This is a genomic window from Streptomyces sp. SP18BB07 (genome assembly GCF_036322545.1).
Lineage (GTDB): Bacteria > Actinomycetota > Actinomycetes > Streptomycetales > Streptomycetaceae > Streptomyces > Streptomyces deccanensis.
Map to the genome: position 1 here is coordinate 37,119 of NZ_JAQYWT010000308.1, position 23,046 is coordinate 60,164.

The 23,046-nt window shown below is 69.8% G+C and carries 20 protein-coding genes and 1 pseudogene; 7 read left to right on the plus strand and 14 right to left on the minus strand.

Annotated features, from left to right (window positions below):
- Positions 1 to 43: 43 nt before the first annotated feature.
- From PUR53_RS20275 to PUR53_RS20295, 5 genes are all read right to left on the minus strand, one after another.
- Positions 44 to 3,436 (minus strand): S8 family serine peptidase, encoded by a 3,393-nt coding sequence (locus PUR53_RS20275; protein ID WP_329909180.1) that lies wholly within the window; start codon positions 3,434 to 3,436, stop codon positions 44 to 46.
- 127 nt (positions 3,437 to 3,563) lie between these two features.
- Complete coding sequence (locus PUR53_RS20280; RefSeq protein WP_329900608.1) at positions 3,564 to 4,988, minus strand: polysaccharide deacetylase family protein; 1,425 nt, start codon at positions 4,986 to 4,988, stop codon at positions 3,564 to 3,566.
- A gap of 143 nt (positions 4,989 to 5,131) precedes the next feature.
- Positions 5,132 to 8,851 (minus strand): nSTAND1 domain-containing NTPase, encoded by a 3,720-nt coding sequence (locus tag PUR53_RS20285; protein WP_329900609.1) that lies wholly within the window; start codon positions 8,849 to 8,851, stop codon positions 5,132 to 5,134.
- Between the two features lie 548 nt (positions 8,852 to 9,399).
- A complete protein-coding gene (locus tag PUR53_RS20290) occupies positions 9,400 to 11,160 on the minus strand; it encodes a S8 family peptidase (protein ID WP_329901052.1) in 1,761 nt (586 codons plus the stop codon).
- Positions 11,161 to 11,559: 399 nt separating this feature from the next.
- A complete protein-coding gene (locus PUR53_RS20295; protein ID WP_443080336.1) occupies positions 11,560 to 11,976 on the minus strand; it encodes a potassium-transporting ATPase subunit C in 417 nt (138 codons plus the stop codon).
- A 161-nt stretch (positions 11,977 to 12,137) separates the two neighbouring features.
- Between PUR53_RS20295 and PUR53_RS20305 the strand changes: the two genes are divergently transcribed.
- Entirely contained in the window at positions 12,138 to 12,320 is a 183-nt protein-coding gene (locus PUR53_RS20305; protein ID WP_329900610.1) for a hypothetical protein, read from the plus strand.
- A 37-nt stretch (positions 12,321 to 12,357) separates the two neighbouring features.
- On the opposite strand, the gene PUR53_RS20310 is transcribed toward PUR53_RS20305, so the two are convergent.
- The 4 genes from PUR53_RS20310 to PUR53_RS20325 all read right to left on the minus strand — a co-directional run bounded on the left by PUR53_RS20310 (position 12,358) and on the right by PUR53_RS20325 (position 13,692).
- On the minus strand, positions 12,358 to 12,684 hold the full coding sequence (locus tag PUR53_RS20310; RefSeq protein ID WP_329900611.1) for a DUF1048 domain-containing protein: 327 nt from the start codon (positions 12,682 to 12,684) through the stop codon (positions 12,358 to 12,360).
- Between the two features lies 1 nt (position 12,685).
- Positions 12,686 to 13,042, minus strand: coding sequence for a DUF1048 domain-containing protein (locus PUR53_RS20315; protein ID WP_329900612.1), 357 nt, complete (start codon positions 13,040 to 13,042; stop codon positions 12,686 to 12,688).
- Positions 13,039 to 13,365: a PadR family transcriptional regulator gene (locus PUR53_RS20320; protein ID WP_329900613.1), complete on the minus strand. Its 327-nt coding sequence runs from the start codon at positions 13,363 to 13,365 to the stop codon at positions 13,039 to 13,041. Before PUR53_RS20320 ends, PUR53_RS20315 begins: the two co-directional genes overlap by 4 nt.
- 192 nt (positions 13,366 to 13,557) lie before the next feature.
- A complete protein-coding gene (locus PUR53_RS20325; RefSeq protein WP_329900614.1) occupies positions 13,558 to 13,692 on the minus strand; it encodes a hypothetical protein in 135 nt (44 codons plus the stop codon).
- A 200-nt stretch (positions 13,693 to 13,892) separates the two neighbouring features.
- On the opposite strand from PUR53_RS20325, the gene PUR53_RS20330 reads away from it, so the two are divergent.
- Positions 13,893 to 14,108, plus strand: a complete 216-nt coding sequence (locus tag PUR53_RS20330) for a hypothetical protein (RefSeq protein WP_329909181.1) — start codon at positions 13,893 to 13,895, stop codon at positions 14,106 to 14,108.
- A gap of 127 nt (positions 14,109 to 14,235) precedes the next feature.
- Complete coding sequence (locus tag PUR53_RS20335; RefSeq protein WP_329900616.1) at positions 14,236 to 14,502, plus strand: hypothetical protein; 267 nt, start codon at positions 14,236 to 14,238, stop codon at positions 14,500 to 14,502.
- A gap of 83 nt (positions 14,503 to 14,585) precedes the next feature.
- On the opposite strand, the gene PUR53_RS20340 is transcribed toward PUR53_RS20335, so the two are convergent.
- Both PUR53_RS20340 and PUR53_RS20345 read right to left on the minus strand, forming a co-directional pair.
- Positions 14,586 to 15,527, minus strand: a complete 942-nt coding sequence (locus PUR53_RS20340; protein ID WP_329900617.1) for a carbon-nitrogen hydrolase family protein — start codon at positions 15,525 to 15,527, stop codon at positions 14,586 to 14,588.
- Between the two features lie 118 nt (positions 15,528 to 15,645).
- On the minus strand, positions 15,646 to 16,074 hold the full coding sequence (locus PUR53_RS20345; RefSeq protein WP_329909182.1) for a VOC family protein: 429 nt from the start codon (positions 16,072 to 16,074) through the stop codon (positions 15,646 to 15,648).
- 94 nt (positions 16,075 to 16,168) lie between these two features.
- Between PUR53_RS20345 and PUR53_RS20350 the strand changes: the two genes are divergently transcribed.
- The gene (locus PUR53_RS20350) at positions 16,169 to 16,837 is read left to right on the plus strand and encodes a GntR family transcriptional regulator (RefSeq protein ID WP_329909183.1); all 669 of its coding nucleotides are present in this window, start codon (positions 16,169 to 16,171) and stop codon (positions 16,835 to 16,837) included.
- 436 nt (positions 16,838 to 17,273) lie between these two features.
- Positions 17,274 to 17,666, plus strand: a complete 393-nt coding sequence (locus PUR53_RS20355) for a hypothetical protein (protein ID WP_329900619.1) — start codon at positions 17,274 to 17,276, stop codon at positions 17,664 to 17,666.
- Positions 17,667 to 18,289: 623 nt separating this feature from the next.
- Here PUR53_RS20355 and PUR53_RS20360 read toward each other — a convergent pair.
- On the minus strand, positions 18,290 to 19,039 hold the full coding sequence (locus tag PUR53_RS20360; RefSeq protein WP_329909184.1) for a hypothetical protein: 750 nt from the start codon (positions 19,037 to 19,039) through the stop codon (positions 18,290 to 18,292).
- Between the two features lie 271 nt (positions 19,040 to 19,310).
- On the opposite strand from PUR53_RS20360, the gene PUR53_RS20365 reads away from it, so the two are divergent.
- Entirely contained in the window at positions 19,311 to 20,234 is a 924-nt protein-coding gene (locus tag PUR53_RS20365; RefSeq protein WP_329900621.1) for a hypothetical protein, read from the plus strand.
- Positions 20,235 to 20,885: 651 nt separating this feature from the next.
- On the opposite strand, the pseudogene PUR53_RS20370 reads toward PUR53_RS20365, so the two are convergent.
- Positions 20,886 to 21,041: pseudogene (locus PUR53_RS20370) on the minus strand (class I SAM-dependent methyltransferase); the annotation flags it as partial.
- 163 nt (positions 21,042 to 21,204) lie between these two features.
- Positions 21,205 to 21,357 carry a hypothetical protein gene (locus PUR53_RS20375; RefSeq protein WP_329909185.1) on the minus strand — a complete coding sequence of 51 codons (153 nt, stop codon included), beginning with the start codon at positions 21,355 to 21,357 and terminating at the stop codon, positions 21,205 to 21,207.
- A 367-nt stretch (positions 21,358 to 21,724) separates the two neighbouring features.
- Here PUR53_RS20375 and PUR53_RS20380 point away from each other — a divergent pair, with 367 nt between their 5' ends.
- Positions 21,725 to 22,945 (plus strand): metallophosphoesterase, encoded by a 1,221-nt coding sequence (locus PUR53_RS20380; protein WP_329900624.1) that lies wholly within the window; start codon positions 21,725 to 21,727, stop codon positions 22,943 to 22,945.
- Positions 22,946 to 23,046 lie beyond the last annotated feature (101 nt).

Consider the following 23,046-nt stretch of genomic DNA (forward strand, 5'->3'; position numbering starts at 1 on the left):
TCACCAGGAGTGAAGGGTGCCCACGAGGGTGCCGTCGTGCAGGTCAGTGCACTGTGGCGATTCGGTAGGCCCGTATGACGGTCTGGGTGACGGTGTTGCCTGCCTTGTCCGCTGCGCTGATCCGCAGGGAGGCATAGCCGGTGCGGCTCGGGTGGTGGAGCAGGGCGTTGCCGGTGGTGCCTTGGCGGGCGACGCGGACGGTCTTCCATGTGCGGCCGTCGTCGTACGAGACCTGGAGGGTCAGCCGGGTGACCGCCGACCGTTCGGCACCCGCGGGGCGCTGCACGGTGAGCGGGACGCGGAAGGTACGGCCGGCAGGGGCGGTGCTCTTGAGGTCGACCCCTCCCCCGGCGCGTACGGTCAGCAGCGGCAGCGTCGAGGATGTCGAGCCGCGAGGCCGTGCCGAGGTGAAGCCCCAGGTAACCGTGGAGCGAGTGCCGAGCGCCGTCCAGTCGGCCGTGCGCGTGGTGCGGGTGGTCAGCGTGTAGCGGCGCTTGGCGGCGCTGGGGACGGTGAAGCCGATGTTCGAGAGGTCGCCGGTTCGGTCGATGACCCGTCCACCGGAGGACAGCACGACCTCGCCGTCGACCCCGAAGTTGGAGGAGCCGTCGAGGCGCTGACCGGTGCCTGTGGCGGCATACGGCGTCATGTCCAGGGACAGGTCGTTGCCCTTGCGGGTGGAGCTGTAGACGGCCGGGCCGACGGGGGCCCGGTTCCAGTCGACGGTGTACGTGCGTCCGGCCTGGTAGCGACGGACCGCGGTCGTCTCGTCATGGTCCGGGAGAGTGCCGTCGGGCCTGTTGTCCGTCGTCCCGAAGAGGTCGAGGTAGTGCGTCCAGGTGAGTCCGGGGGCGACTGAGTAGTACTCGGTCACTCGGCTCGGCAGTGCGGTGTGCAGTGTCGGGATGAACGGCATCAACTCCGTCTCGTTGGTGGGCTGATCGGAGCGCACGGCTGCTACGCGCTTGCCGCCCTGTGAGGCGTAACTGGCACGCACGGTGGCCAGTTGCCGGTCGTGGACGACGGGGTTGGTGTCGGCAGGTATGCCGCCGTTGTGTGTCTGCCGCAAGGAGTAGCGGTAGGCGCCGCCCGAGCCCTTGCCCGTGAGGGTGGCGGAGGCGGCGTAGCGGACGCCCGGGGCCTGTGCGGTGGGCGTGGCGTACAGGGTGGCCTTGCTGCCGACGACGGCGGTGAGTGAGTAGGTGTCGATTCCCGGCCCCCCGGCCAGGGCGAGGGTGGCCGAGGTGGAGATCGTCGTGGCGTCGCGGTGGTCGACGCGGGCCGAGACCTTGCCGGCCTTGCGGCCGTCGAGTGTCACGGTGCGGTCCCGGTCGGTGCGGATAGCGGTGGCGGCGAGCAGGGTCCGGGTCCCGGTACGGGTGCCGGAACCGTCGAACTCGGCCAGGCTGTCGTCGATGCCGAGGATGGTGTAGTCGTCCTCCGGCAGGCGCAGCCGGAACGTGCCGTCACTCCCCAGCCGGATGTCCTGCTGGATGCCGGTGCGCGGGCCGACGATTGTCAGCAGTGCGCCTGCGGCCGGCTTGCCCTCACGGTTGAGGCCGGTGACGGTCAGTGTGTGGCGTTCCGGTTCGGCGAACAGGCCGACCGCGGTACGCACCGTGGTGTCTCGGGCGGTGGCGAGGACGGCGCCGCCGTAGCGGCCGATCTGGGCCTTGGTGGTACGGCCGGTGACGTTCGCGGTGGCGGTGCCGTGCGCGGGGACGGTCACGCTGGTGGCGCCCAGGGAGAACATGCCGGCCGGGGCCCGCTTGCCGCCCGGGCCGTAGGTGTCCAGGGCGAGCTTGAGAGTGACCGCCTGGTCGCCGTCGTTGCGGTAGGTGATCTGCCGAGTGGCGGTGGTGCCGGCGTGCGGCCAGGCGAACAGGCCCAGGTTGGCGGCGCCGGAGGTGGCGTGGATCTTCTGCTGCAGGGCGCGCACGATGTCGAGGCGGCCGGAGCCCTGTTGGAAGGCGGTCAGGTTCTTCAGGCCGTGCGCCGAGGAGGTCAGGGCCCGCTTGAAGTCGGCGGCCTTCCAGGTGGGGTGAGCCTCGGCGAGCAGGGCCACGGCACCGGTGACGTGTGGGGTGGCCATGGATGTGCCGGACGCCTGCTCGTAGCGCGGGTCGGGCGTGGGCGTATCCATGTTGGTGCCGTCGGCGCGGGCCGCGATGATGTCCTCGCCGGGTGCCACCAGGTCAGGCTTGACGGCGGCGTCGCCGAGTCGGGGGCCCTGGCTGGAGAAGTCGCTGAGGGTGTCGCGCTTGGTGGTGCTGCCGACGGTGAGCGCGGCGTCGGCGCTGCCGGGGCTGCCGACCGTACCGTCCACGCCGTTGCCCGTCGGCCCGCCGTCGTTTCCGGCGGCCACCACGAACAGGGTGCCGGTCTGTGCGGTGAGCCGGTTCAGGGCGGTGGACAGGGGGTCGGTTCCGTCGGTGACGGTGCCGCCGAGGCTCATGTTGACGGCGACCGCGTGCTGGGCCGCGGCCCACTCCATGCCGGCGATGATCGCGCTGTCCGGGCAGGCGCCGTTGTCGTCGCAGACCTTGCCGATGAGCAGTTTGGCGCCCGGCGCGACGCCCGCGTACTTGCCCCGGGAGGCCGCGCCGGTGCCGGCGATGGTCGAGGCGGTGTGGGTGCCGTGCCCGAACCCGTCCTTGAGGCTGGTGCCGATGAAGACCTTCGAGTCGGCGATGCGGCCCTTGAAGTCGGGGTGGTTGGCATCGATGCCGGTGTCCAGATCGGCGATCAGCACGTTCTTGCCGCTGAGGCCGGACTTCCAGGCGGTGGGGGCTCCGATGATCTTGTTGCTCTCGTCGTCCAGGACCTTCGCCTTGCCGTCCAGCCAGAGCTTGCTGACACGGCTGGACAACGGTCCCTTGAGCAGTGACTGCCACAGGGCACCGGTGTTCTTCTTGGGCTGGGTGAGGGTGCCGCCGTTCAGAGCGCGCAGGGTGCGGCCGAGGTCGGCTCCGTGCGCGGTGAGGGCGGACCGGGCGGCCCCCTTGTCGGACCGTTCCATGACGATCAACGGCAGTGAGCGCGAGCGCGCGTCGTCCTGACCGATGCGGATCAGCTCCGTGACGTCGAACAGCCGCGCGTCCAACTTCCCGGTGGACAGGGAGTGCTCGGCGTCAGCTGGAATCACGCTGATGTGCTGTGTCCCGGCTCGGAGGGAGCGTACGAGGCGGAAGCCCATGTCCTCCCGGCCCTTGCCGGGCAGCACGGACACGGCGGGGGCCTTGCCGCCGGGCTGGGGGCGCAGAATGGCCCGGTCGCCGGAGATGAGGGTCACGGTTCTGGCTGTCCCCGTGTGCCGCCCCACCGACGCTGCTTCGGGGGCGACGGCCTGTGCGACCGGTCCCGGTACGGCGAGCGAGACGGCCACCACACCTGCGAGGGCGGGGAGCACCCCCCACCTGACTGACTTGGGCAGCAATGCGTACTCCTTCGGTGTCCGGCTCCACGCCGGAATCTGGTGGTTCGAAAACTGGGTGGCCGACAAGCGGATTCGGGCCGCCGTCGGCCGCTCGCGGCAGGGGCTCGATCACGTCGTACGCGACGGTTCAGAGGCTGGCGCGCAGGTGGCTGACCGTGACGAAGTGGTAGCCGCGGGCGGTGAGGGTCCGCAGGATCTGCGGGACCGCGGCGACGGAGGTGGGGTGGATGTCGTGCATGAGGACGACGCTGTTGCGCTGCGCCTTGTCGATGACGGTCCGGGCGACCTTGGCGGCGTCGGGATACCTCCAGTCCTCGGTGTCCACGTCCCACAGGACGGGGGAAAGCCTGGTGGCGGACCGGACGGTGGAGTTGATGGCGCCATAGGGCGGGCGGAAGAGGGTGGGCTCCTTGCCGGTGGCGGCCTTGATGGCGGCGCTGGTGCGGTTGAGTTGGGAGGCGATCTGCTCGGGGGTGAGCTTGGTGAGGTCGGGGTGGTTCCAGGAGTGATTGCCGACCTCGTGTCCGGCGCGGGCCTCGGCGCGAACCAGGTCGGGGTGGGCGGCGACGTTCTGTCCGGTGGTGAAGAAGGTGGCGCGGGCCTTGTACTGGGCCAGGTGGTTCAGCAGGGTCGCGGTCTCGGGAGCCGCCGGTCCGTCGTCGAAGGTCAGCGCGATGCAGGTGACCTGCTTGCAGTCGGTGTCGTCGTCACCGGAGGCGGTGTGAGTGGGGACGGCCGGGTCGGGGGTGTTCCGCGCGCCCAGGTCGAGCGAACGGCCGGGGGTCGTGGTCTGCCGCTGGGCACGCTTGCCGAATGCGGACAGCCAGGGGGTGACCGTCTTCTTGGAGAGGGTCACCAGGAACGTTCCGGCGGGCGGCGCGCCCACCTCGCCGCTGTCGAAGGTCACCTGCAGCCCGCCGTCAGCGGTGAAGGCCATGTTGTCCAGAGCGGGCACGCGGGAGGCAGCGTCGGAGAGCGTGCCGTCGAAGACGGTCGCGTCGAAGCCTTCGCGCCCCTTGAGTTCGTCCTTCAAGGTGGAGATGAAGGCGTTCCGGGAGTCGTCGGCGATGAGTTCGAGAGCAGTGCCGTAGTCGCCCGCGTCACCGTCGTACCAGTACGTCCTGGCCGACAGCCCGGACCCGGCGCCGCTGCTGTCCTGTGTGGTGAGCCGGACGCCGAGTACATCGCCGGAAGCCACCAGGAACCTGTGGCTGACGTTGAGCTCGCCGACTGCGCCGTTACCGCACGCCCCCTCGCGGAATGTGGCCAGGCGCTGCTCCACGTCCTTCTTCATCGCGGCCGTCATCGCCTCCGCGCCGGGCACGTCCGGGTAGCTGGTGGCGAAGGGGCAGGAGCGCTGCTCGCTGCTGTTGCTGACGATCCGCAGGCCCTTGATCTTCGACGGGTCGACGCTGTGCACGGATGAGGGAGATTCGGCAGCGGCTCGTGGCGGGCCGGCGGGTGCCGGCTCCGGGGAACCGGGGGAACAGGCCGTGGTGATCGAGAGGGTGCCGAGCAGCAGGAGCGAGGGCAGCAGGGTGTGAGTGCGCATGTGTGACCAGAACCTGGGAGAGGGGAGGGCGGACGCCGTCGGCGGGCGCCGCGGTCGTTCTGGTCACGAGCGTCCAGGTCAGAGGCGTTTTTCAGCGACCCTCGACGCCACTCTGAAAAATCCGGTTCTTGTTACCGGACGCGTCAGCCGCTTGTGGGGCAGACGCTCTCGTGCGGCGCGTCGGGGACGTAGGTCCGCCATTGCTCTGCGGTCAGTCCGCCACCGGCGCGCGCGCAGACGGTCTCCACGACCTGGTCCGGGTCGACAGGGAAACGCAGGAGCGACACGTGGGGGCCGCTGGCGTAGACCGTGCCGCCGTCCTCGGTGAAGGCAAGGGAGTGGATCTCGTCGCCGGGCGTGGGCAGGTCCGTCCCGAGAAGTTGATGTCCCTCGGTGTCCCACAGCCTCAGCGTCCCGTTCGCGCCGCCCACGGCGAGTGTGCCGCCGTCGGAGGAGAAGGCGAGCGCCCCCACTGCCTCCGGTTCGCCCTGGGTGACCGTGTCGGAGGTGCCGGTCAGTGCGCCGGTGCGGTCTCGGATCGCGCCGTCCCACAGGGTGACGTGCCCGGTGGAATCGCCGACGGCGAGCTGGGTGCCGTCGGGGCTGAAAGCGAGCGAGGTGACCTGGCGGCCGTCGGCAAGCGCCCGTCCACTGACCCTTGCGGCCCCTGGATCGACGTATTGATCGTCGGAGCTCACGAGCAGACCGCCGTCCGGTCGCCCGGTCAGTACCTCCCCGGAGAAGCCACGCACGGTCCCTGATCGGCGGTGGTCGCGGGTGTTCCATACCTCCGTCGTGGAGGTGCCGTCGGTGGAGCGGACGGCCAGCAGGGTGCGGCCGCCGGGTCCCAGGGCGAGGGCCGTGGCAGGGCGGTCGGCCGCGCCGGAGGTGTCGAAGACCGTACGGATCCGGTGTGTCCGTACGTCCCACACGGTGAAGCGCAGCCGCAACGAGCCGTGCGAGGACGCGGTGTCGGCGAGGGCCAGGGTGCGGCCGTCCGGGCTGAAGGCCAGCAGGGGAACGTCCTCGTCGGAGGTGCTCGGCAGCGGGCCGAGCTTCGCGTGCGCGAGGACCGTGCCCGTGCGCGTGGCTCGCAGCTCGAAGCGGTAGTCGGCGCCAGCACGAGTGACGGTGGCCAGGGTGGTGCCGTCCGGGCTGAGCACGCTCGCGTCGGTCGGTGTGCCGTGCCACCGCGGGGTGAGACGGGCGGTCAGGTCAAGGGTGTGAACCGTGGCGCCGTCGAGGTAGCGCAGGAGGCCGGGCTTTCCCCGGTCCCATGTCAGCCCGGTGACCTCGTCCTTGGACATCGGCCGGTGGAAGACCTGGGTCCCGCCTGTGGCCAGTCGCCAGACGGCGAGTTCCTGGTCGTCCGCTGTGGCCACGAATTCGCCGTCGGTGGAGAGCGCTGCCTGCGTGAAGCCGGTGCTCCCGTCACTGGCGAAGTCGGCGAGCGTGCGTCCGCCGCGGACGTCCCAGACAAGGGCCCGCGTGCCGTAGACGGCGGCCAGTCGCCTGCCGTCCGCGCTGAACCGCAGGAGGCGGGGGCCGCCGTCCGCACCGGAACCAGTTCCGCAGACAGTGCTGTCCGCCTTCTCCCAGGTTCCCGGCAGCCGCTTGCGGCCGACGGTGTCCCACAGTTGGAGCGGCCCATCCGCGGGACAGAGGGCGAGCAAGTGTCCGCCGGGGCCGATCGCCGCCGAGGACAGCGTGCGCGGGACGTCGGTGGTGAACAGGACCTGGCCGTCGTCCGTCCGGTGCAAGGCGGCTGCGCCCGGGCCGTCCGGCGGTCCGGTGAGGTATGTTCTCCCGTCCGTCGAGCTGCCCCACTGTGACGCATTGCCCAGCTCGGCCTCGGATCTGCCCTCCGGCAGGTTCCACAGCCTGCCTCCCCCGTCCGGCCCGATGACGTCGAGGAACCGGGAGTCGGGCCCGACATCGCCCACCTCCGTACCGCTCGGCAGGCGGTAGGTGGCCGTGACCTTGTGGTCGGTCACATTCCGGGTGGTCACCGTGGTGCCCTCCACGCTGAGCAGCGTCCGGCCGCTGTCGGAGAGGAAGCGCCGGACGTCCCTTCCCGCCAGAGGGTCGGTGAACGCGTCGCGTTCCGTCTGCGCCAGGGACCCCAGGAGCGCCGAGCGGGACTCGGTGAGCGGGGCCATCTTCCATGCCGCCACCCCGAGCAGGGCGGCGGTGCGCGGATCGGTGGAGCGCAGACTGCCGGCCACGGTGGCCAGGCGGCGAGCCGTGGCCTTGGCGGATTCCTCCCGGCTCACCTCATTGCGCTGCCAGGCGACCAGGCCGGCGGTCAGCGCCAGGACGAGGAACACGGACACGGCGATGGTCAGAGAACGCGTCCGACGTGCGGTGCGTGTCTCGGCCTCCCGCTCGGCGTGCTGAGCGGCGAGGGAGGCCGTGAGGAAGTCCCTTTCCAGAGGGGTGAGGTCGTCGTTCGGCTGCTGGACGAACAGTTCCGCGGCTCCGGTGAGCCTCGTGCCCCGGTACAGAGCTCCGGGATCACGCGCCAACTCCTCCCAACCGCGAGCCGCCTCACCGAGTCGGCGCTGTGCGCGCAGCCTTTCCCGGCTCTCCTCGATCCACCCGGCCAGACGCGGCCAGCCGCTGATCAGCGCCTCGTGCGACAGCTCCACCGTGTCGCCGTCCAGGGTGACCAGACGGGCGGCGGCGAGACGGTCCAGCACGTCTTGTGCATCGCTGCCCAGCTCGGAGCGGGACGCCGGGCGGCGTGTGTCCGCCGTGCCGTCGCCGGGAGCGATCAGTCTCAGCAGGATGCGTCGCGCGATACGGCTCTGCTCCGCCGGTACCTGGCTGTACACCTCCTCGGCGGTGGCGGCGATCGCGCCGCGTACTCCGCCCGTCTCGTTGTACGCCGCCAGGGTCAGCAGGCGGCCACGGCGACGGCGCCAGGTCTCCAGCAAGGCATGGGAGAGCATGGGCAACGCGCCCGGCTGGTCGACGACCTCGTCGATGATCCGGGCGGTGAGGGTGCGCTCCACGTTCAGTCCGGCGGAGGCGGCCGGGCCGGTGATCGCCTCACGCAGCTCGTCCCGGCTCATCGGCCCGACCAGCAGGTTGGCCCGGCTGACGGCCGTGGCCAGCTCACGGTGTGCGGAGCAGTGGCCGTAGAAGTCGCCGCGGACCGCGACCACCACCCGCAGCCCGCTCTCCGGCTGCCGGGCCGCGAGCAGCAGGTCGAGGAACCGGTCGCGCTCCGCCCGGTCGTGGCACAGCGTGAACAGTTCCTCGAACTGGTCGACGATCACCCAGGTCTCGCCGTCGGCATCGCGCGGCACCAGTGCCTGCGCGTGCGTGCGCGCGGGCAGTTCTCCCGGGGCGAGCACGCGGATCACCGCGGGCCGCTCCTCCCCCGCCGCCTGCCGCAGCCTCGGAATCAGTCCCGCTCGCAGCAGGGACGACTTGCCGCTGCCGGACGGCCCGAACACCGCGGCGAACCGGTGCTCGCGCACCAACCCCACCAGTTCGGCGAGGAGCGTCTCCCGGCCGAAGAACAGCTCGCTGTCGTCCGGCTCGAACCGCGCCAGCCCCCGGTACGGCGGCTTCTCGTCCGGTATGGGCGCCCGGACCTCGGCGTCCGCCTCCCGCCAGCGGCGCTCCCACTCGTCCGGGTCTGCGTCCAGCGCTTCGGCGTACGCCCGCACCACCGCCAGGGACGGCAGCTGATCACCGGCTGCGGCCTGGGACATCGCGGTGATGGAGTAGCCCGCCCGCGCGGCCATCTCCCGGTACGGCGGCTTGCCCGCCTTCTCTCGGAGGAGCCGCAGTTCGTGCGCGAGGCGCTGCACGGCACCGGCGTCAGGATCGACCGGCTTCTCACGTCGTCCCACCGGGAGCACCTTTCACACACGTCCGGCGTTCAAGCTACGTTTTCGCCAGGTCCCCCCGCAATCCTGTCCGATCTGTGACGCTGCCCACGGGACACTCGCCCCCGCCCTCCGACCTCGTTGATGCACGGGCCCCGCGGAGGGCGCCGCCCACATGGCTCGGTTGTCGGCCCCGGGTGGCGGATGCCGCAGGCGACAGGGTTCTTTCAGTGCTTGATACCGCCGAGATCAGTGCTTGATACCGCCGAGAGTGGTCACCGCACCGCGGTGCCCACTCTTTCGCCGTGCACGGCGCCCCATGGCCAGGTCGGCGCCCCGTGCCTACCGCGTCGCAGCATGTCGTACGAGTTGTCGGAGGCGTGCTGATGCGACCTCGTATCGGGGCATGTGGGCCTCGACCGCGGCGCACACCGCCGCCGAGGCCCATACGCCGTCTGCCACCCAGCAGGTCGTAGCCCTGGCCGAACGGACCGCTGCCCACCTTGTCCGCGGCCGCGGGCAGCTGTCGCCCGCCCAGTGCGTGCTCTACGCGGGCGTTGCCGGGCCCTGCGCTAGAAGGTCAGGTTCCAGGCGTCGATCTTTCCTGTGTCGGAGGCGGCGTTGTCGTTGACGCGCAGCTTCCAGGTGCCGTTCGCGACCTCCGAGGAGGCGTTCACGGTGTAGGTCTGGGCCACGTTGTCGGCGCTGCCGCCGGTGCGGTTGTGCAGTGGGTAGACGGTGCCGTCCGGCGCCACCAGGTCGACCTTCAGGTCACCGATGTAGGTGTGCTTGATGTCCACGCCCACCTTGAGGGTGGCCGGGGCGTTGCCGGTCACGCCGGTGACGGCGATCGGGCTCTCCACGGTCGCGTTGTCGTTGATGGCGAAGTCCGCGAGGTTCTCGAAGTACTTGCCGGGCGGCGGGGTGGTCCCGACGGCCTTGAGGGCGTCGACCTGTCCCTCGCCGAAGAACGCGTTGTTGGCTGTGGTGCCCGTGCAGCGGCTGTCCGAGGGGCAGGCGATGTCGTTGGCCTGGGTGGCCAGCTTGGCGCGGAGCTGCGCCGGGGTGATGCCCGGGTTGGCGCTGGCGATGAGCGCCGCCACGCCGGCCACGTGCGGGCTGGCCATCGAGGTGCCGCTCTTGCTGCCGTAGCCGCCGCCGGGGACGGTGGAGTACACGTTGCTGCCCGGCGCCGCGACGTCGATGACGCCCTGCCCGTAGTTGGAGAACGAGGCCTTGGTGACGCCCGTGCCGTTGGCCGCGACCGTGACCACGCCCGGCAGCTCGGTCGGGATGTCGAGGCAGGCGTTGGTGATGGTGCGGGTGACCGGCGTCGAGTCGTTCGGGCTCGCTGAGTCGGTCGTCTTGTGGGCGAGGTCGTAGTTCTCGTTGCCCGCGGCGGCGATCTGGAGGGAGCCCTTGGCCTCGGCGTACTCCTGGGCGCGCTTGACGCCCTCGATGATGGCGGCCTGGTCGATGTTGTCCGGGCAGTTGAACTGCCACGGGTCTGTGTAATAGCTGTTGTTGGTGACGTTGAAGCCGTGGTCACCGGCCCAGACGAAGCCGCAGATGGTGTTCTCGGCGAAGAAGAGGGAGGTGCCCGGCTCGGCGACCCGGACCGCGGAGATCTTCACCCCGGGAGCCACACCGACGACGCCCTTGCCGTTCTTGGCCGCGGCGACGGTGCCCGCGACGTGGGTGCCGTGCGTGTCGACGTCCCGCCAGGCGCCGGCCCGGGTGTCGGGCTTGCCGTAGGCGCAGGAGACCGAGTCGGCCGCGTTGAAGTTGGGCGCCAGGTCCTGGTGCTGGTCGTCGACACCGGTGTCCAGGATGCCGACCTTGACCGAGGCGGAGCCCGGGTTCACGGCCCAGGCCTGGTCGGCCTTGATCTGGCTCATGTCGGCCCGGACCGGTTCTCCGGCCGGGGTCGAGGACTGGGACGGGTTGGCCGGGAGCGCCGGGTTGTAGGCATCGGCCGGGACGTCCGAGGTGCGCGTGGCGCCGACCTGCTGCACGCCGGAGACGCCGCGCATCGTGGCGGCGAATCCGCTGGACGCCGAGTGGGCGACGATCACGCCGATGGCTTCGAAGTCGGAGAAGACGGTGCCGCCGTTGGCCTCGATCGCGGAGCGGACCGCCGAACTGTCACCGGGGGCGGTGATCACGAGGTAGGCACGCGTGCCGGCCACCCAGGTCGCACTCTGTGAAGCGGGCACGGTGGCCGGAGCGTCGGCCTTGGCGGCCGGCGCGGTGGAGGGGGCGACGGGGAGCGTGCCCGCGAGTGCGCCCGGCGTGCCGAACACGAGGGCGGCGCCGAGCGTGGTTGCCAGCACCAGCGTGCGTCTGGATCGGCTGGACATGTGGGGTATCAATGCGTCCTCCGGAGACGGCCCGGTGGTGCTGGTGGCACCGGCCGGGCCGTACGAAACGAGTGGTGGATGCAAGATGTCAGGTGCATGCCCCTGTACGGAAGTACCTTTCCGTGCAGGGGCGTTATGGGGGCATGGCTGAAAAGAGACATGGCCTCTCCCCCGCCATCGACTCCTCACGGAGACGCACGGCAGACGGCCGGCGGGGTCGGTCACCACGACCGTTGCATGGGTGTGCGCCTTCCTGTTCGTAGGTCGGGCCATGAGCGCCAGGGCTGTGCGACCGGTGCTCATGAGGCGGGAGTCGGCGGTTTCCGGCCCCCGACTGGACCGCCGACTCCCTCCACGGACCGTGTGTTGCCGTCAGCTCCTGGCCAGGAGGTCCTTGAGCGCGATGTTGAGTTCGAGGACGTTGACGCGGGGCTCGCCGATGAAGCCAACGGTGCGGCTCTGGGTGCGGTCGTCGACGAGCTTCTGGACCTGGTCGACGGGCAGGCCGTTCTTCTCGGCGACCCGGTAGACCTGGAGGTCGGCGTAGGCCGGGGAGATGTCCGGGTCCAGGCCGGAGCAGGAGGAGGTCACCGCGTCGGCGGGCACCTCGGACGGCTCGACCGTATAGCCGGGCACCGAGTTGTCCTGGACGACCGCGGCCTTGGCGGCCTTCACCCAGTCGATGAGGCCCTTGACCAGGGCCGGGGTGATGAGGATGTAGCAGGCGGCCAGCTTGATCTCGCGGGTGCCGATCTTCTTGCCCAAGTACTCGGGCGTGCGGCCGACCATCAGCCCGGCGAGGCGGAACCGGACCGAGCCCGCCGCCCACGCGTCCACACCGGCTGACACCGACGCGCCCTGTCTCGGCCCTCTCGCGCGCCCGTTCCTACGCACCTCAGGACAACTGTCCGACCCCCGCAAGTAGCCCCCACACAGAGAGGTCGCCCCTGATGGCCGAACACGGCCCGACCACCCCGTCGGCCCTCTCCGCTCTACGGGAGCGGGCAGAGCACCGCGACCACAGCGCGGTCGACGAACTGATCGAGCTCGCCGCCGAACAGGAGGACTTGCACGAGCTACGGCGCCTCGCCGACCGGGCAATGCCACCCCGACCGAACAACTCGCGGAACTGACCGCCGGGTGACCGCCGAGTGACGGCCAGCGCTGGGGCTACTTTTCCGCCGTACGGGGTTCGCTGCTGATGGACTCCTGGTAGACGTCCGCATAGGTGGGTGAGTCCTTGATGAGGTCGTCGCAGAACGCGGCGACATCATTGCCGATGAGTTCCAAGACCCCCTTGCCCGCGGCGGCGCCTTCCTCGAAGAAGTCGACGATCCCGGGGAGCAGGGGCCCGTCAGGCAGGTCCACCGGTCCGACCTTGAACAGGTACTTCTGCATCTCCTTGTAAACAATCTGGTAGTCCGGCGGGAGTGCCTTGACCCGGGCCATGTGCGCCCGCCACTGCTTCTTGCCCTCGATGATGTCCTGGATGCCCACGTCAGCCTCCCAGCCGGCTCAATTTCCTTGCGACGTTCCTGTTCAACTGCTCGCGCCACCGGTCGCGATAGGTTCGAGCCCCTTCCCCACCAGCCAGCGCCGTGCAAAAGCCCTGGATGTCGTCGCCGAGCACCTCGTGAACGCTCTGCCCCTCCGCCGCTGTTTCTTCGAGCAACGCCAGGGCGGCGTCGAGGATCGGCATGAGGTTGCGGCCGGTGAAGTCCCCATGGGGAAGGAGATGGATTTTGATCTGTTCCCACGCCGCCCGGTAATCGTCCGGCAGGGCCTCGGCCCGGGCTTCGAACGCCTTCCCGTCCCTGGTGAGATCGCTGCCTGTGACCTTCTCCCAGAAGTTCATCTCCCGCCTTCCTTGAGCCTGTCGATGCGTGATGAGACGTACTGCCATTTCGCCCAGAACTTCGCGAGCTCTTCGCGTCCGGCGTCGTTGAGCGCGTAGAACTTGCGCGGCGGTCCGACCCCGGACGGGCGTTTCGTCACTTGGACGAGCTTGTTCCTCTCCAGTCGCAGCAGGATGGTGTATACCGTCCCCTCGACGACGTCGGTGAAGCCGAGCTCGTTCAGCTGACGGGTGATGGCGTACCCGTAGGTTTCCTCGCTGCCGATGATTTCGAGCACGCACCCTTCGAGCGTGCCCTTCAGCATCTCCGTCAGGTCGTCCATCGCGGGTCCTCCCCGGCTAGCGGTACTACGTACTACCGAGTACCGCTACACAGTATCACCGAGTAGCGGAGGATGTGCCAACGCGCCTGACTTGTTTCCAGCAGGCTTGGGACTTCCCTGCCGCAGCACGCTGAACCTGACAGAGGTGAGCGCGCACGATGGTGGAGTCGACTTGCAAGTTCCGTCGCGCACTCAGGGAAGGGTGTTGGGCAGGTCATCGACGATGTTGTCCGCGGTCGACAGCACGTGTTCCAGAGCGAGCTGGTTCGCGTGCTCCGCCTCAACGGGAGGTCTCGCGACCGATACGTGCAACTCGCTGCCGAACACCGCGACGACCCGGGCACCGAAGGTCAGGAGATCAACGAGCTGGTCGCTCAGATCGAGAGGTCACCGGACGATCCCCGCCGCTCCGAATGGATACGCCGAGCGTTCGCCCTGATCTCCCAGGACATCCGTGATGAGGAGGACGAGCTACTGCCCCGCATGCGTGACGCGCTCGGCGACCGCCGACTGCCGCCTGGGAGGCGGTGCACGCCGACGCACCCACCCATCCCCACCCCGGGGTGCCGCGGCGCCCGCCCGGCAACGTGCTGAGCGGCCCACCGCTCAGTGTCTTCGACCGGCTATGCGGCCTTCCTCCCATCCCGGCCCCCGCCGCCCGCCGCGCGGCCCTGGTCACCGCGCTGACGGCCGCCGCAGCAGCCGGCGTCGTCCTCACGCGCCGCACTGTCCGGCGCCGCTGAGCCCCTGCACTCTTCCCTCGTCGCCCCAGGAAGCCCGCCGCCAGTACCGCCCGGTCTGGCACTTGCCCGGGTGCCACACGAACCGTGCCATCGCGATGAACATCACGATCAACCCGACACCTTCCGGTTGGCCCTCACCGAGGACCACACCGCGTTCTCCCGCATCCACCCGGACGGCGACGTGCTGGTCCTGGTGGACGCCGACCACACCGTACGCCGCGCCGTGGCCGCCTCGCCGGGCGTGGACTGGGTCGCCATCACCCGTGGCGGCCACGGCGAGGTCCACGTCTTCGACGCCCGAACGGCCACCGAGGCGACCTGCTGCAAGCTGGCCCCCACTGCACCATGGCGGACACGCGACGCTGCACCCTCAGGACGGCGGCCACGCAGGTGACTCCGCCACGCCGGTGACTCCTAGGGTGATCGCCACGCAGTGCTACCCCGACTGCGGGACAGGGTCGTTGACCCTGGCCCCGGTCAGTCGCGGAAGTGCGAAGCCTCCCTGCGCCGACGGTCCACCTCGACGGCGAAGACGTCCGGACGGCTGTAGTGGCCGGTCGGATCGAAGTTCTGACGCTCCTCCCGGACTCGGGCAAAGTCCAGATCGGCGATGACCAGACGCTCCTCGTCCACGACCGGCTCGACGATCCAGGTGCCGTCCGGGGCCGCCACGGCGGAGCCACCACGGCAGTACTCGGTCACGCCGACCTCCTCCAGCTCGGCGCGCAGCGGGAAGTCGGCAGGGACGTCGGCCAGGGAGAGCAGACCGTTGGCCGCGAGGTGGAACATCCTCCCCTCGCGGGCGATGAAGCAGGTGCTGTTGTCGGCCGTGTTGTGGGGGTTGCCGGGCCAGACACTGATGTGCAGTTCCTCGCCCTGCGCGTAAAGGGCGTGACGGGCCTGCGGCATCCAGTTCTCCCAGCAGTTCAGGCCTCCCACCAGGGTGGGGCCCACCTTGTGCACGCGCAGCCCATTGCCGTCCCCGAGGCCCCAGACCAGTCGTTCCTCGTGGGTGGGCATGAGCTTGCGGTGGGCGCTGACGATGCCTGCGCCGGGGTCGATGGCGACCAGGGTGCAGAACACGGTTCCCCGGGCGGTACCGACTCCTCGTTCCGTGGTGCCGAGGTACACGAAGATGCCCAGGTCTCGTGCGGCTTCGGCGATCTGGGCGAGTTCCGGGCCGTCGAGCTCGACCGCAGCCTGCAGGTAGGCGGCGTAGGCGCGCTTCTGTGCAGCGTCGTTGAAGCGGGCGCCGCCCGTGTGCTCCAGCCAGGACGGGTAGCCGGACAGGAAGGTCTCGGGGAACGCGATCAGCTGTACGCCTTGCGCGGCCGCGCTCTCGAGCCAGGCGAGGACCTTCTTGGTCGTGGCTGACGAATCGAGCCAGTGCGGCCGGGCCTGTGCGGCGGCAACACGCATGTCGTTGTCTCCTGCGTCGTTTCGATTCGATGGGTGGGATTGAGCGGCCGGCGGGGTCAGCCGGCGGTGGGCAGGGCGGTCGGTGGGCCGAGCCCGGCAGCCACGCTGGCTACGCTGGCTAGGCTGCGAAGATCTGCGAGCTGTCGGCGAACGCCTTGAATTCCAGGGCGTTACCCGACGGGTCCCTGAGGAACATGGTCCACTGCTCGCCGGGCTGCCCCTCGAAACGCAGATAGGGCTCGATGACGAACGTGGTGTCCGCGGCACGGAGGCGTTCGGCGAGTGCGTGGAAGTCGGGGACGGACAGGACGAGGCCGAAGTGCGGGACGGGTACGTGCTGGCCGTCGACCGGATTGTGGACCGGCTCGCTACGCGCCGCCAGGTGAGTCACGAGCTGATGGCCACGGAAGTTCCAGTCGATCCAGGTGTCGGAACTGCGACCCTGGCTGCAGTTCAGGACCTCGCCGTAGAAGCGGCGAGCTGCCGCCAGGTCGTCGACCGGCACGGCCAGGTGGAAGGGCGGGACCGGTCGTTCGTGCACGGTCATGATTTTTTGCCTTCCGTTCGGAAGAGTAGCAGTAGCAGCGACGGTGAATGTGTGAATGTTAACATTGCTACATCGAGAAGCAAGGGTGAGCGAAGTGAGTAACCAGAGGGGCATCGCACCAGCCCGCCGACGCGGCATGGCGAACGAGGTCGCAGACCGAATCCGGGAAGCGATCTTCTCCGGCATCTACGCACCCGGAGCCCAGCTGCGCGAGGTCGAGTTGGCCACGGCCCTCCAGGTCAGTCGTGGTCCGGTGCGCGAGGCACTGCTGAGGCTGGAGCGCGAAGGCCTCGTCCAGAGCGAATGGCACCGAGGGACCACGGTGACGAACCTGTCAGCAGAGGACGCCGAGGAGCTGAACAGCCTCCGCGGGGCCCTGGAGCAGCTGGCCGTCGAGCGCCTCGTGGAGCACGCCTCGGAGGAGGACCTGGCGTCCGTCCGGAGAGCCGTGGACCGGATGGCCCACGCAGAAGACGATCACGCGATCCTGCGGTTGGACCTGGAGTTCCACGACGCTGTCTACGCCGCCGCCCATCACGGCCGCCTGGAACAGGCATGGCAAGCAATCCGCTCCCAGGTGCACCTGTTCCTGCTGATGCGCATGGGCCTCGGCGACAACGACTACGCCCAGCACATCGAGGTCGAACACCGGGAACTGGCCGATGTCCTGGAGTCACGCGACACCGAGCGCGCCCTCCGGCTCTTCGCGGAACACCGGAGCCACGCCTTCGACCTCCTCAAGGCGGCGGACACGACGGAGTAGCCGGGCCTCCGGCTCGGTAGGGGTAGGGCAGGCGAAGCGAAAGATCCCGAGTTGACCGTGGATGGCGGCGGCCGATGGGCGGCCTGTGGAAGGCAGCGCCAAGGTCTTCCCGGCTGCCCGCCACAAGCCGGTACTGGACCCCAAGGCCCGAAGCCGTACGGCGCGGAGTTCCCCCAGGCCGTCTCGAAGATCGCCGAGGACCAGGAGGAACTGCTGACCTCCTGCTGCTCGGTGCTTCGCCACGAACGAGCTGCGGGACTCCGTCCGACGTGTATCAAGACCCGGCAGGCAACGACTGCTCGCCCGTCACCGGCCCTGGCCCTGGCCCTGGGGTGCTCGATGAAGATCACCGCTCCTTACCCGTTGGCGTTGCCTGCTCGACGCAGCTGACGCGACGACGGCGGCGGCGACGACGACGACCAAGGACGTCGGGTGGGTGGCGCTGGCCACCTTGCTACACAAGTACGGGTTCCACGACGCGAGCGGTGCCGTCACCGCGAGAGCCTTCGCCTCGTTCGACGAGCTCAACTGTGATGTCGTCCTGTCCGACGCGTTCGCAAGGCAGTCCCCGGCGATCAAGACATTGCTGCAGTCGGCACCGACGCCGGTGACCCGTCGGCCGCGCATTCCCAGAACGGTCACATTCCTACGCCCCGGCGACCTCGTCTCCGTCCAACTCGCCGATCGCTTCCACGCCGCCTTCGTCCACGAGCTGCACGGCGCGAACGAGTTCCCCATCATCGAGGTCTACGCCGGCTCCATTGGCCGCAGCACTCCGAGGCGCCGCACGGAGGCGATCCCCAGGCAGGCGGCGGTCAGTGGACCTTGACTGACATCATCGACTTGCCACAGGCCACAGCGGGACTCTTCGACGACGATCGGGAGTAGCACTTCCAAAGCGGCCATGGGGTACGACGCCGCAGGGGCCGTACAGCAAGGAGCGAGGCCCCCGGTGCGGACACCGGCATGCCCCCGGCCGTCTCGCACCCGGCCGTCTCGCATCCTTTGGGCCGGGCCGGGCAAGAAAAAACTGGTTGATGTCGGCGGGAGTGTGTCCGACACTGTGCGGGTTTCAGTGACTCCCGTGAGGTCCTCATGACGATCGCCTCCTCGCCTTCATGGGGACGACGCTCGCGTTCAGCTTCTGATCGCGTCGACGCTGGCGGCAGCGGTGATCCTGCTGGCGACCCGGGGACGGCTGGGCCTGCGCTGACCTGATACCACGCCGCCCGAACTCCCTGAAGCCTCCTCACCACGAGGGGGCTTCCTTCGCCCTGGTACCCGCGTGACGGTCGTCCGGGCTGTCGCCTGCCCGGCTGGCCACCGTCTGCGTGTCTGCGCGTCTGCGTGCCGCAGCTCCTGCTGGGCCTGTCGGACGGAGCGGTGTTGGCCGGGGGTCGCTCTCGTGGAACCCAGCCCTGGGCGGTGCCCGCCGGTCCAGGTTGTCGCCGGTTACGGCGTGTACGGGGCGTCGCTGTGGTGCAGTTCCACCATGGTGGGCTCGCTGACCTCGTACACAGCGGTACGGGTGAGGGTGACGACGGCCGCCGGATCGTCGTCGCCGCGAGTCCGGTGGACGACGGTCACCTGTCGTGGTGCCCCGCCGGACGGGAAGTCGATGGAGACCACAGGCGTACGGTCGCCGAGTTCGGCGGCGGCCGCGGGGACGGGGGTGCCGCCGTCGTTGCGCCAGGTCACCAGCGTGTAGAACTTGCCGGTGCCGCCGGTCGAGATCTTCAGAGCTCCCACGGCGTCGGGCGCGCTGTCTCCGGTGATGTCACCGATCGCGCACTGCGGTTGCAACTCGATCACGACACCGTCCCCGCCCTCCCAGCGTCCCGCGCTGAGGGCGGCTCCCGGGATGCCGTATCCCTCCAGCCCTCCGCCGTCCAGAGACGCGTTCCGCAACTGCTCGCAGGTCAGGGCCTTGGCGCCGTCGGCTGCCGTACCGCTCGGCTTCGGGGACGGAGGCGTGGTGGGGGTACCAGGTGTCTTCGCAGGACTGTCGGGCGTCTTGGGCGGGACGTCGGGCGTCTTGGGCGGTGTGGCGGTCGCCGGCTTCGACGTCTTGTCCGGCTTCCCGTTCACGGCCGCTTCCCCCGCAGCCGAGTCCTTCGGCCCGCAGGCCACGACCAGCCCCGCGACCAGCCCTGCGGCGGCCAACTGGGACACCCGTCTCGCCCATCCCCTGGATCGGTTCACTCGTCACTCCCCGTCGTGCTATGGCCCGGCATTCCCGCTGGGCAGGAGCGGAGACGCAGACGGGTGGGGGGCGGTTGCACCGAGTTGTCCCTGTTCCGTAACTCCCGGACCCCTACCTGTCGGAGCGGACGGGGCGGAGGCGGCGTAGGGCGGGTCCGAAGGCCGCCGACGCGGCGGGAAGTCCTTCCGCCAGCACGCCGCCGATGAAGGTGGGGAATCACTGAGTAGGAGTACTCATGTCCGCCGGAACACAGGATGGCAGCCTTCTGACATGACGAGTGGCAGAGGCGCACTGACGGCACTTCATCTCCTTCTGGTCTGGGCGACGATGGCGGCCGCGATGCCGGTACTCGGATTCGGGCTGCTGATGGCGGGCTGGGGCGGCGGCACGGGGGCGGCCGTGTCGGCCTTCGCCCTGGGCGTGCCGCTGACGGTGATCCTGCTGGCCACGGCGGGCCTCCCCGCGCGAACGGTCGTGCCGCTGTGCGATTCCGCGCCGCGTCGATTCGGCTGGGCGGTCCTGGTGTTCGTCCTCGGCACGCTCGGCGTCCTGGCCGGCCTGGCCGCCTACGGCGAGGAGGTCGACCTGGGCAGCGCCGGCATGCGGATCGCGCTGACCGGCCTGCCGTACGCCGTGGCCGCGGCGTTCTTCGTGCCGGGTCGGCGGGTGCGGCTGGGGGCGATCGCCGTGCTGGCGGCATGCGTGGTCTACGGGGGCCTCGTCGGTCCCGAGCAGGCGGAGCGGAGTCGGCACACTGCCGAGGTCGCGCGGTACCGGGAGCGTCCGGAGCTGCTGTATGTGGCGGACACCCCGCCGGGGATGCGGGTCTCCCAAGCCGTGGTGGGGCGCGGCCAGTTCAGCGTCGACTACCGCCCGGTCGAGCCGGACCAGAGCGGATACGTGAACCTGACGGTTCGCTCGCCGCACACGCCGAAAGCGACATGCGCTCTGCTCGCGCAGAAGGACGTGACCTGCACGGTGGACGAACGCGGCGAGATCCGGGTGGCGAGTGCTCTCCCCCACGACGGCCACCACATCAGACTGATCCGCGAGCACCGCGGCGCGGAGGTCGAGGTCTCCAGCCAGTCCCTCGACGAATCCAGCCTGCGCCACCTGCTGAACACACTGCACCCGCTGTCCGACGAGGAGTTGGAGAACATGATGCGAGAAAAGACGATCACCCAAGGATCCTGAGCACGCGGCCTGCCGCCATCGCCCCGCGTGGTCACGCGCTGGATCCTCACCCACCCCGACGCCCTACCTCAAGTCCAGGGTCGACTTCCGGTGCCTGAACCGCACGGGCTTGCCCAGCGAACGGTCCTGTCGGCGCGCGGTGAACCACGACCCGAACAGCACCCCAATGAGGCCGATAGCGGCCCCGATGGCCACGGACAGTATGTTCTCCACGGTCAGCTCCCCCGTCGTACGGCGACGCCGGGCTACAGAGCCGTCGGAGGCGGCGTACCCGATGAGCACGCTCACATGCGTGTGCATGTAGGGCGGCCGGGCGGTGGTGGCGAGTTCGAGGCGTTCGAGGTCTGCGTAGAAGTCCGGTTCGTGCTTGCGTGCGTCGTCGGTGATGTAGTCGCAGAAGCTGCGGATGCCGTAGTGGGCGATGTCCCGGCATCCGAGCTTTCGCAGGGTAGGGATGATCTCGTCGGCCGTGTGGAGCGTCAGCGCGGAGTTGAACATCTGCGTCCGAGCCTGATCGGCGGCGAGCGCGGCCGCGGGGTCCATCTCCCGGACGGCGATGTTCAAGGGTGCCGAATGACGGCTGATCGCCATGACAGAGACCAGGCCCCCGGCCCTCAAGGGCGAGAGCAGATCGGTCGCGTCTGCCTCGACGCAGGTGATCAGCTCCGTCACGCCTTCCGCCACGGCTCGCTCGGTGGCCGCGGCGAGCATGGTGGGCGCATGGTCAACGATGGTGACACGGTGCCCGCGGGCCGCGAGGCGGATGGCGTCTCCGCCGTCGCCGCCGGCGAGGTCGAGTATCCGCAGCGATGCGCCGCCAGGTCGTCGAGGTGACGGAGCAGGTTCGCCTCAGCGATCGAGTAGCGCAGTCGGCCCCAGGGGGCGTCCTGCCACTCCTGCCAGGTGGCCATCGCGGCGTCGAACTCCTCAGGAGCTTCAGGCATTCGACGACGATAGCCGCCTGATGTGCTCAGCCCCGCGTCGTCCTACGCTTCAGCTCGCCGGACTGGATCAGGTTGCCGCCGAAGGCGCGGCGGTCGACGACGGCCGCACGGAGCCGTGGATCGGTGGAGGTCTGGCCCAGCTTCCGGGACGGGTGGCGCGGCCCGTGCCATGCAGCCATTGTCAGCACACACCGGCCCTGCCCCAACTCGCCTGTCGCGGTTGTCAGTTCCGGGAGAGGAATGCTCCGGTCCCGCCGGATCGCGTGACTGTGTGGCGGCTATCTCGCAGTGAAGGGCGGTCGCCTACGCGGCAAGAGGCTCTGCGGGGCTTCAGCCGAACGATCGTCCCCGCAGGATATAGGTGAGGCGCTCTCCACAACAGCCCTGGCAGGCCAGGCATTTCCCCACGTCAGGACCGCGTCACCGTCCAGCCGCGTGAGCTTGTAGGGGTCGTCACAGGGGGCCGCTCCCGTGAACGCGGGTCGGTCGGCACGAGGGCGACCGGATACAGTGCGCGAGACGGCAGCCTGGTCGGAGAGGGGAAGCGTGACCGACACCAGCAGCACCCGACCCGTCGGCAGCGAAGCGCAAGCCGCGCGGCAGAGCCGACTGCACCGCCTGATGCGCTACATCCCCCTGATCGCGCCCGTCCTGCTGTGGACCGTGCCCTGCTGGGTGCTTCTGCACAGCGGCCAGCACTGGCCGCTGCCCGTCACGCTCGGCGGCACCGCTCTGTTCGTCCTCGGCCTCGTCGTCATGCCGCTCGCGATGGCGCGCGGCCACGGCCGACGACAGCAGGACCGGGCGGCCATCGTCGGTGACACCCTGCTGGGGTCCAGTTGGGTTCTGTTCACCTGGTCGATTCTGCTCGGCGTGCCCCTGCGGCTCCTCCTGACCGTGGCCGACGTCGGCGAGAGTCAGGACCGGGCTCGCACCGTCACGTTCGCCGTCCTCGGCGTGACCGCCGTGCTACTGGCCTGGGGGTACGTCGAAGCCCGCCGCGTGCCACGTGTACGCCGACTCGACGTGCAACTCCCCCGGCTGGGCGCCGGTTTGGACGGCGTCCGCGTCGCCCTCATCACCGATACCCACTACGGTCCCCTCGATCGCACTCGCTGGTCGGCACGGGTGTGCGAGACGGTGAACACCCTGGAAGCCGATCTGGTCTGCCACACCGGCGACATCGCGGACGGCACGGCCGAACGCCGCCGCGCCCAGGCCGCCCCACTCGGAACCGTGCGGGCCACCCGGGCCCGTGTCTACGTCACCGGCAACCACGAGTACTACAGCGAGGCCCAGGGCTGGGTCGACCTGATGGACGAGCTGGGCTGGGAGCCGCTGCGCAACCGCCATCTGCTGCTCGAACGCGGAGGCGACACTCTCGTGGTCGCCGGCGTGGACGACGTCACCGCCGAGTCCTCCGGCCTGGCAGGCCACCGCGCCCACCTCGCCGGAGCCTTGAACGGCGCCGACCCCGACCTTCCCGTTCTGCTCCTGGCCCACCAGCCGAAGTTCATCGACCGGGCGGCAGCCGCCGGCATCGACCTCCAGCTCTCCGGCCACACCCACGGCGGCCAGATCTGGCCCTTCCACCACCTGGTCCGCATCGACCAGCCGGCCCTCGCCGGCCTCAGCCACCACGGCGCCCGCACCCTCCTCTACACCAGCCGCGGCACCGGCTTCTGGGGCCCGCCGTTCCGCGTCTTCGCCCCCAGCGAGATCACCCTGCTCGTACTCCGATCCCCGAACCTGCCCGGCTCGATGTAGGACTCGCGGGCCGACACATCCACCTGGAACAGTCACGAGCAGAGGCATACGGCGTCGGCAGACGGCCTCCACAAACCGACCTGGGACCGGCCCCAGCCGCT

Bases quoted from the DNA above. Each gene is read 5' to 3' on its own strand.
- PUR53_RS20280 (WP_329900608.1), bottom strand. From the start codon at position 4,988: ATGCGCACTCACACCCTGCTGCCCTCGCTCCTGCTGCTCGGCACCCTC.
- PUR53_RS20295 (WP_443080336.1), bottom strand. From the start codon at position 11,976: ATGGTCGGCCGCACGCCCGAGTACTTGGGCAAGAAGATCGGCACCCGC.
- PUR53_RS20305 (WP_329900610.1), top strand. From the start codon at position 12,138: ATGGCCGAACACGGCCCGACCACCCCGTCGGCCCTCTCCGCTCTACGG.
- PUR53_RS20315 (WP_329900612.1), bottom strand. From the start codon at position 13,042: ATGAACTTCTGGGAGAAGGTCACAGGCAGCGATCTCACCAGGGACGGG.
- PUR53_RS20320 (WP_329900613.1), bottom strand. From the start codon at position 13,365: ATGGACGACCTGACGGAGATGCTGAAGGGCACGCTCGAAGGGTGCGTG.
- PUR53_RS20340 (WP_329900617.1), bottom strand. From the start codon at position 15,527: ATGCGTGTTGCCGCCGCACAGGCCCGGCCGCACTGGCTCGATTCGTCA.
- PUR53_RS20345 (WP_329909182.1), bottom strand. From the start codon at position 16,074: ATGACCGTGCACGAACGACCGGTCCCGCCCTTCCACCTGGCCGTGCCG.
- PUR53_RS20365 (WP_329900621.1), top strand. From the start codon at position 19,311: ATGACGAGTGGCAGAGGCGCACTGACGGCACTTCATCTCCTTCTGGTC.
- PUR53_RS20375 (WP_329909185.1), bottom strand. From the start codon at position 21,357: ATGGCTGCATGGCACGGGCCGCGCCACCCGTCCCGGAAGCTGGGCCAG.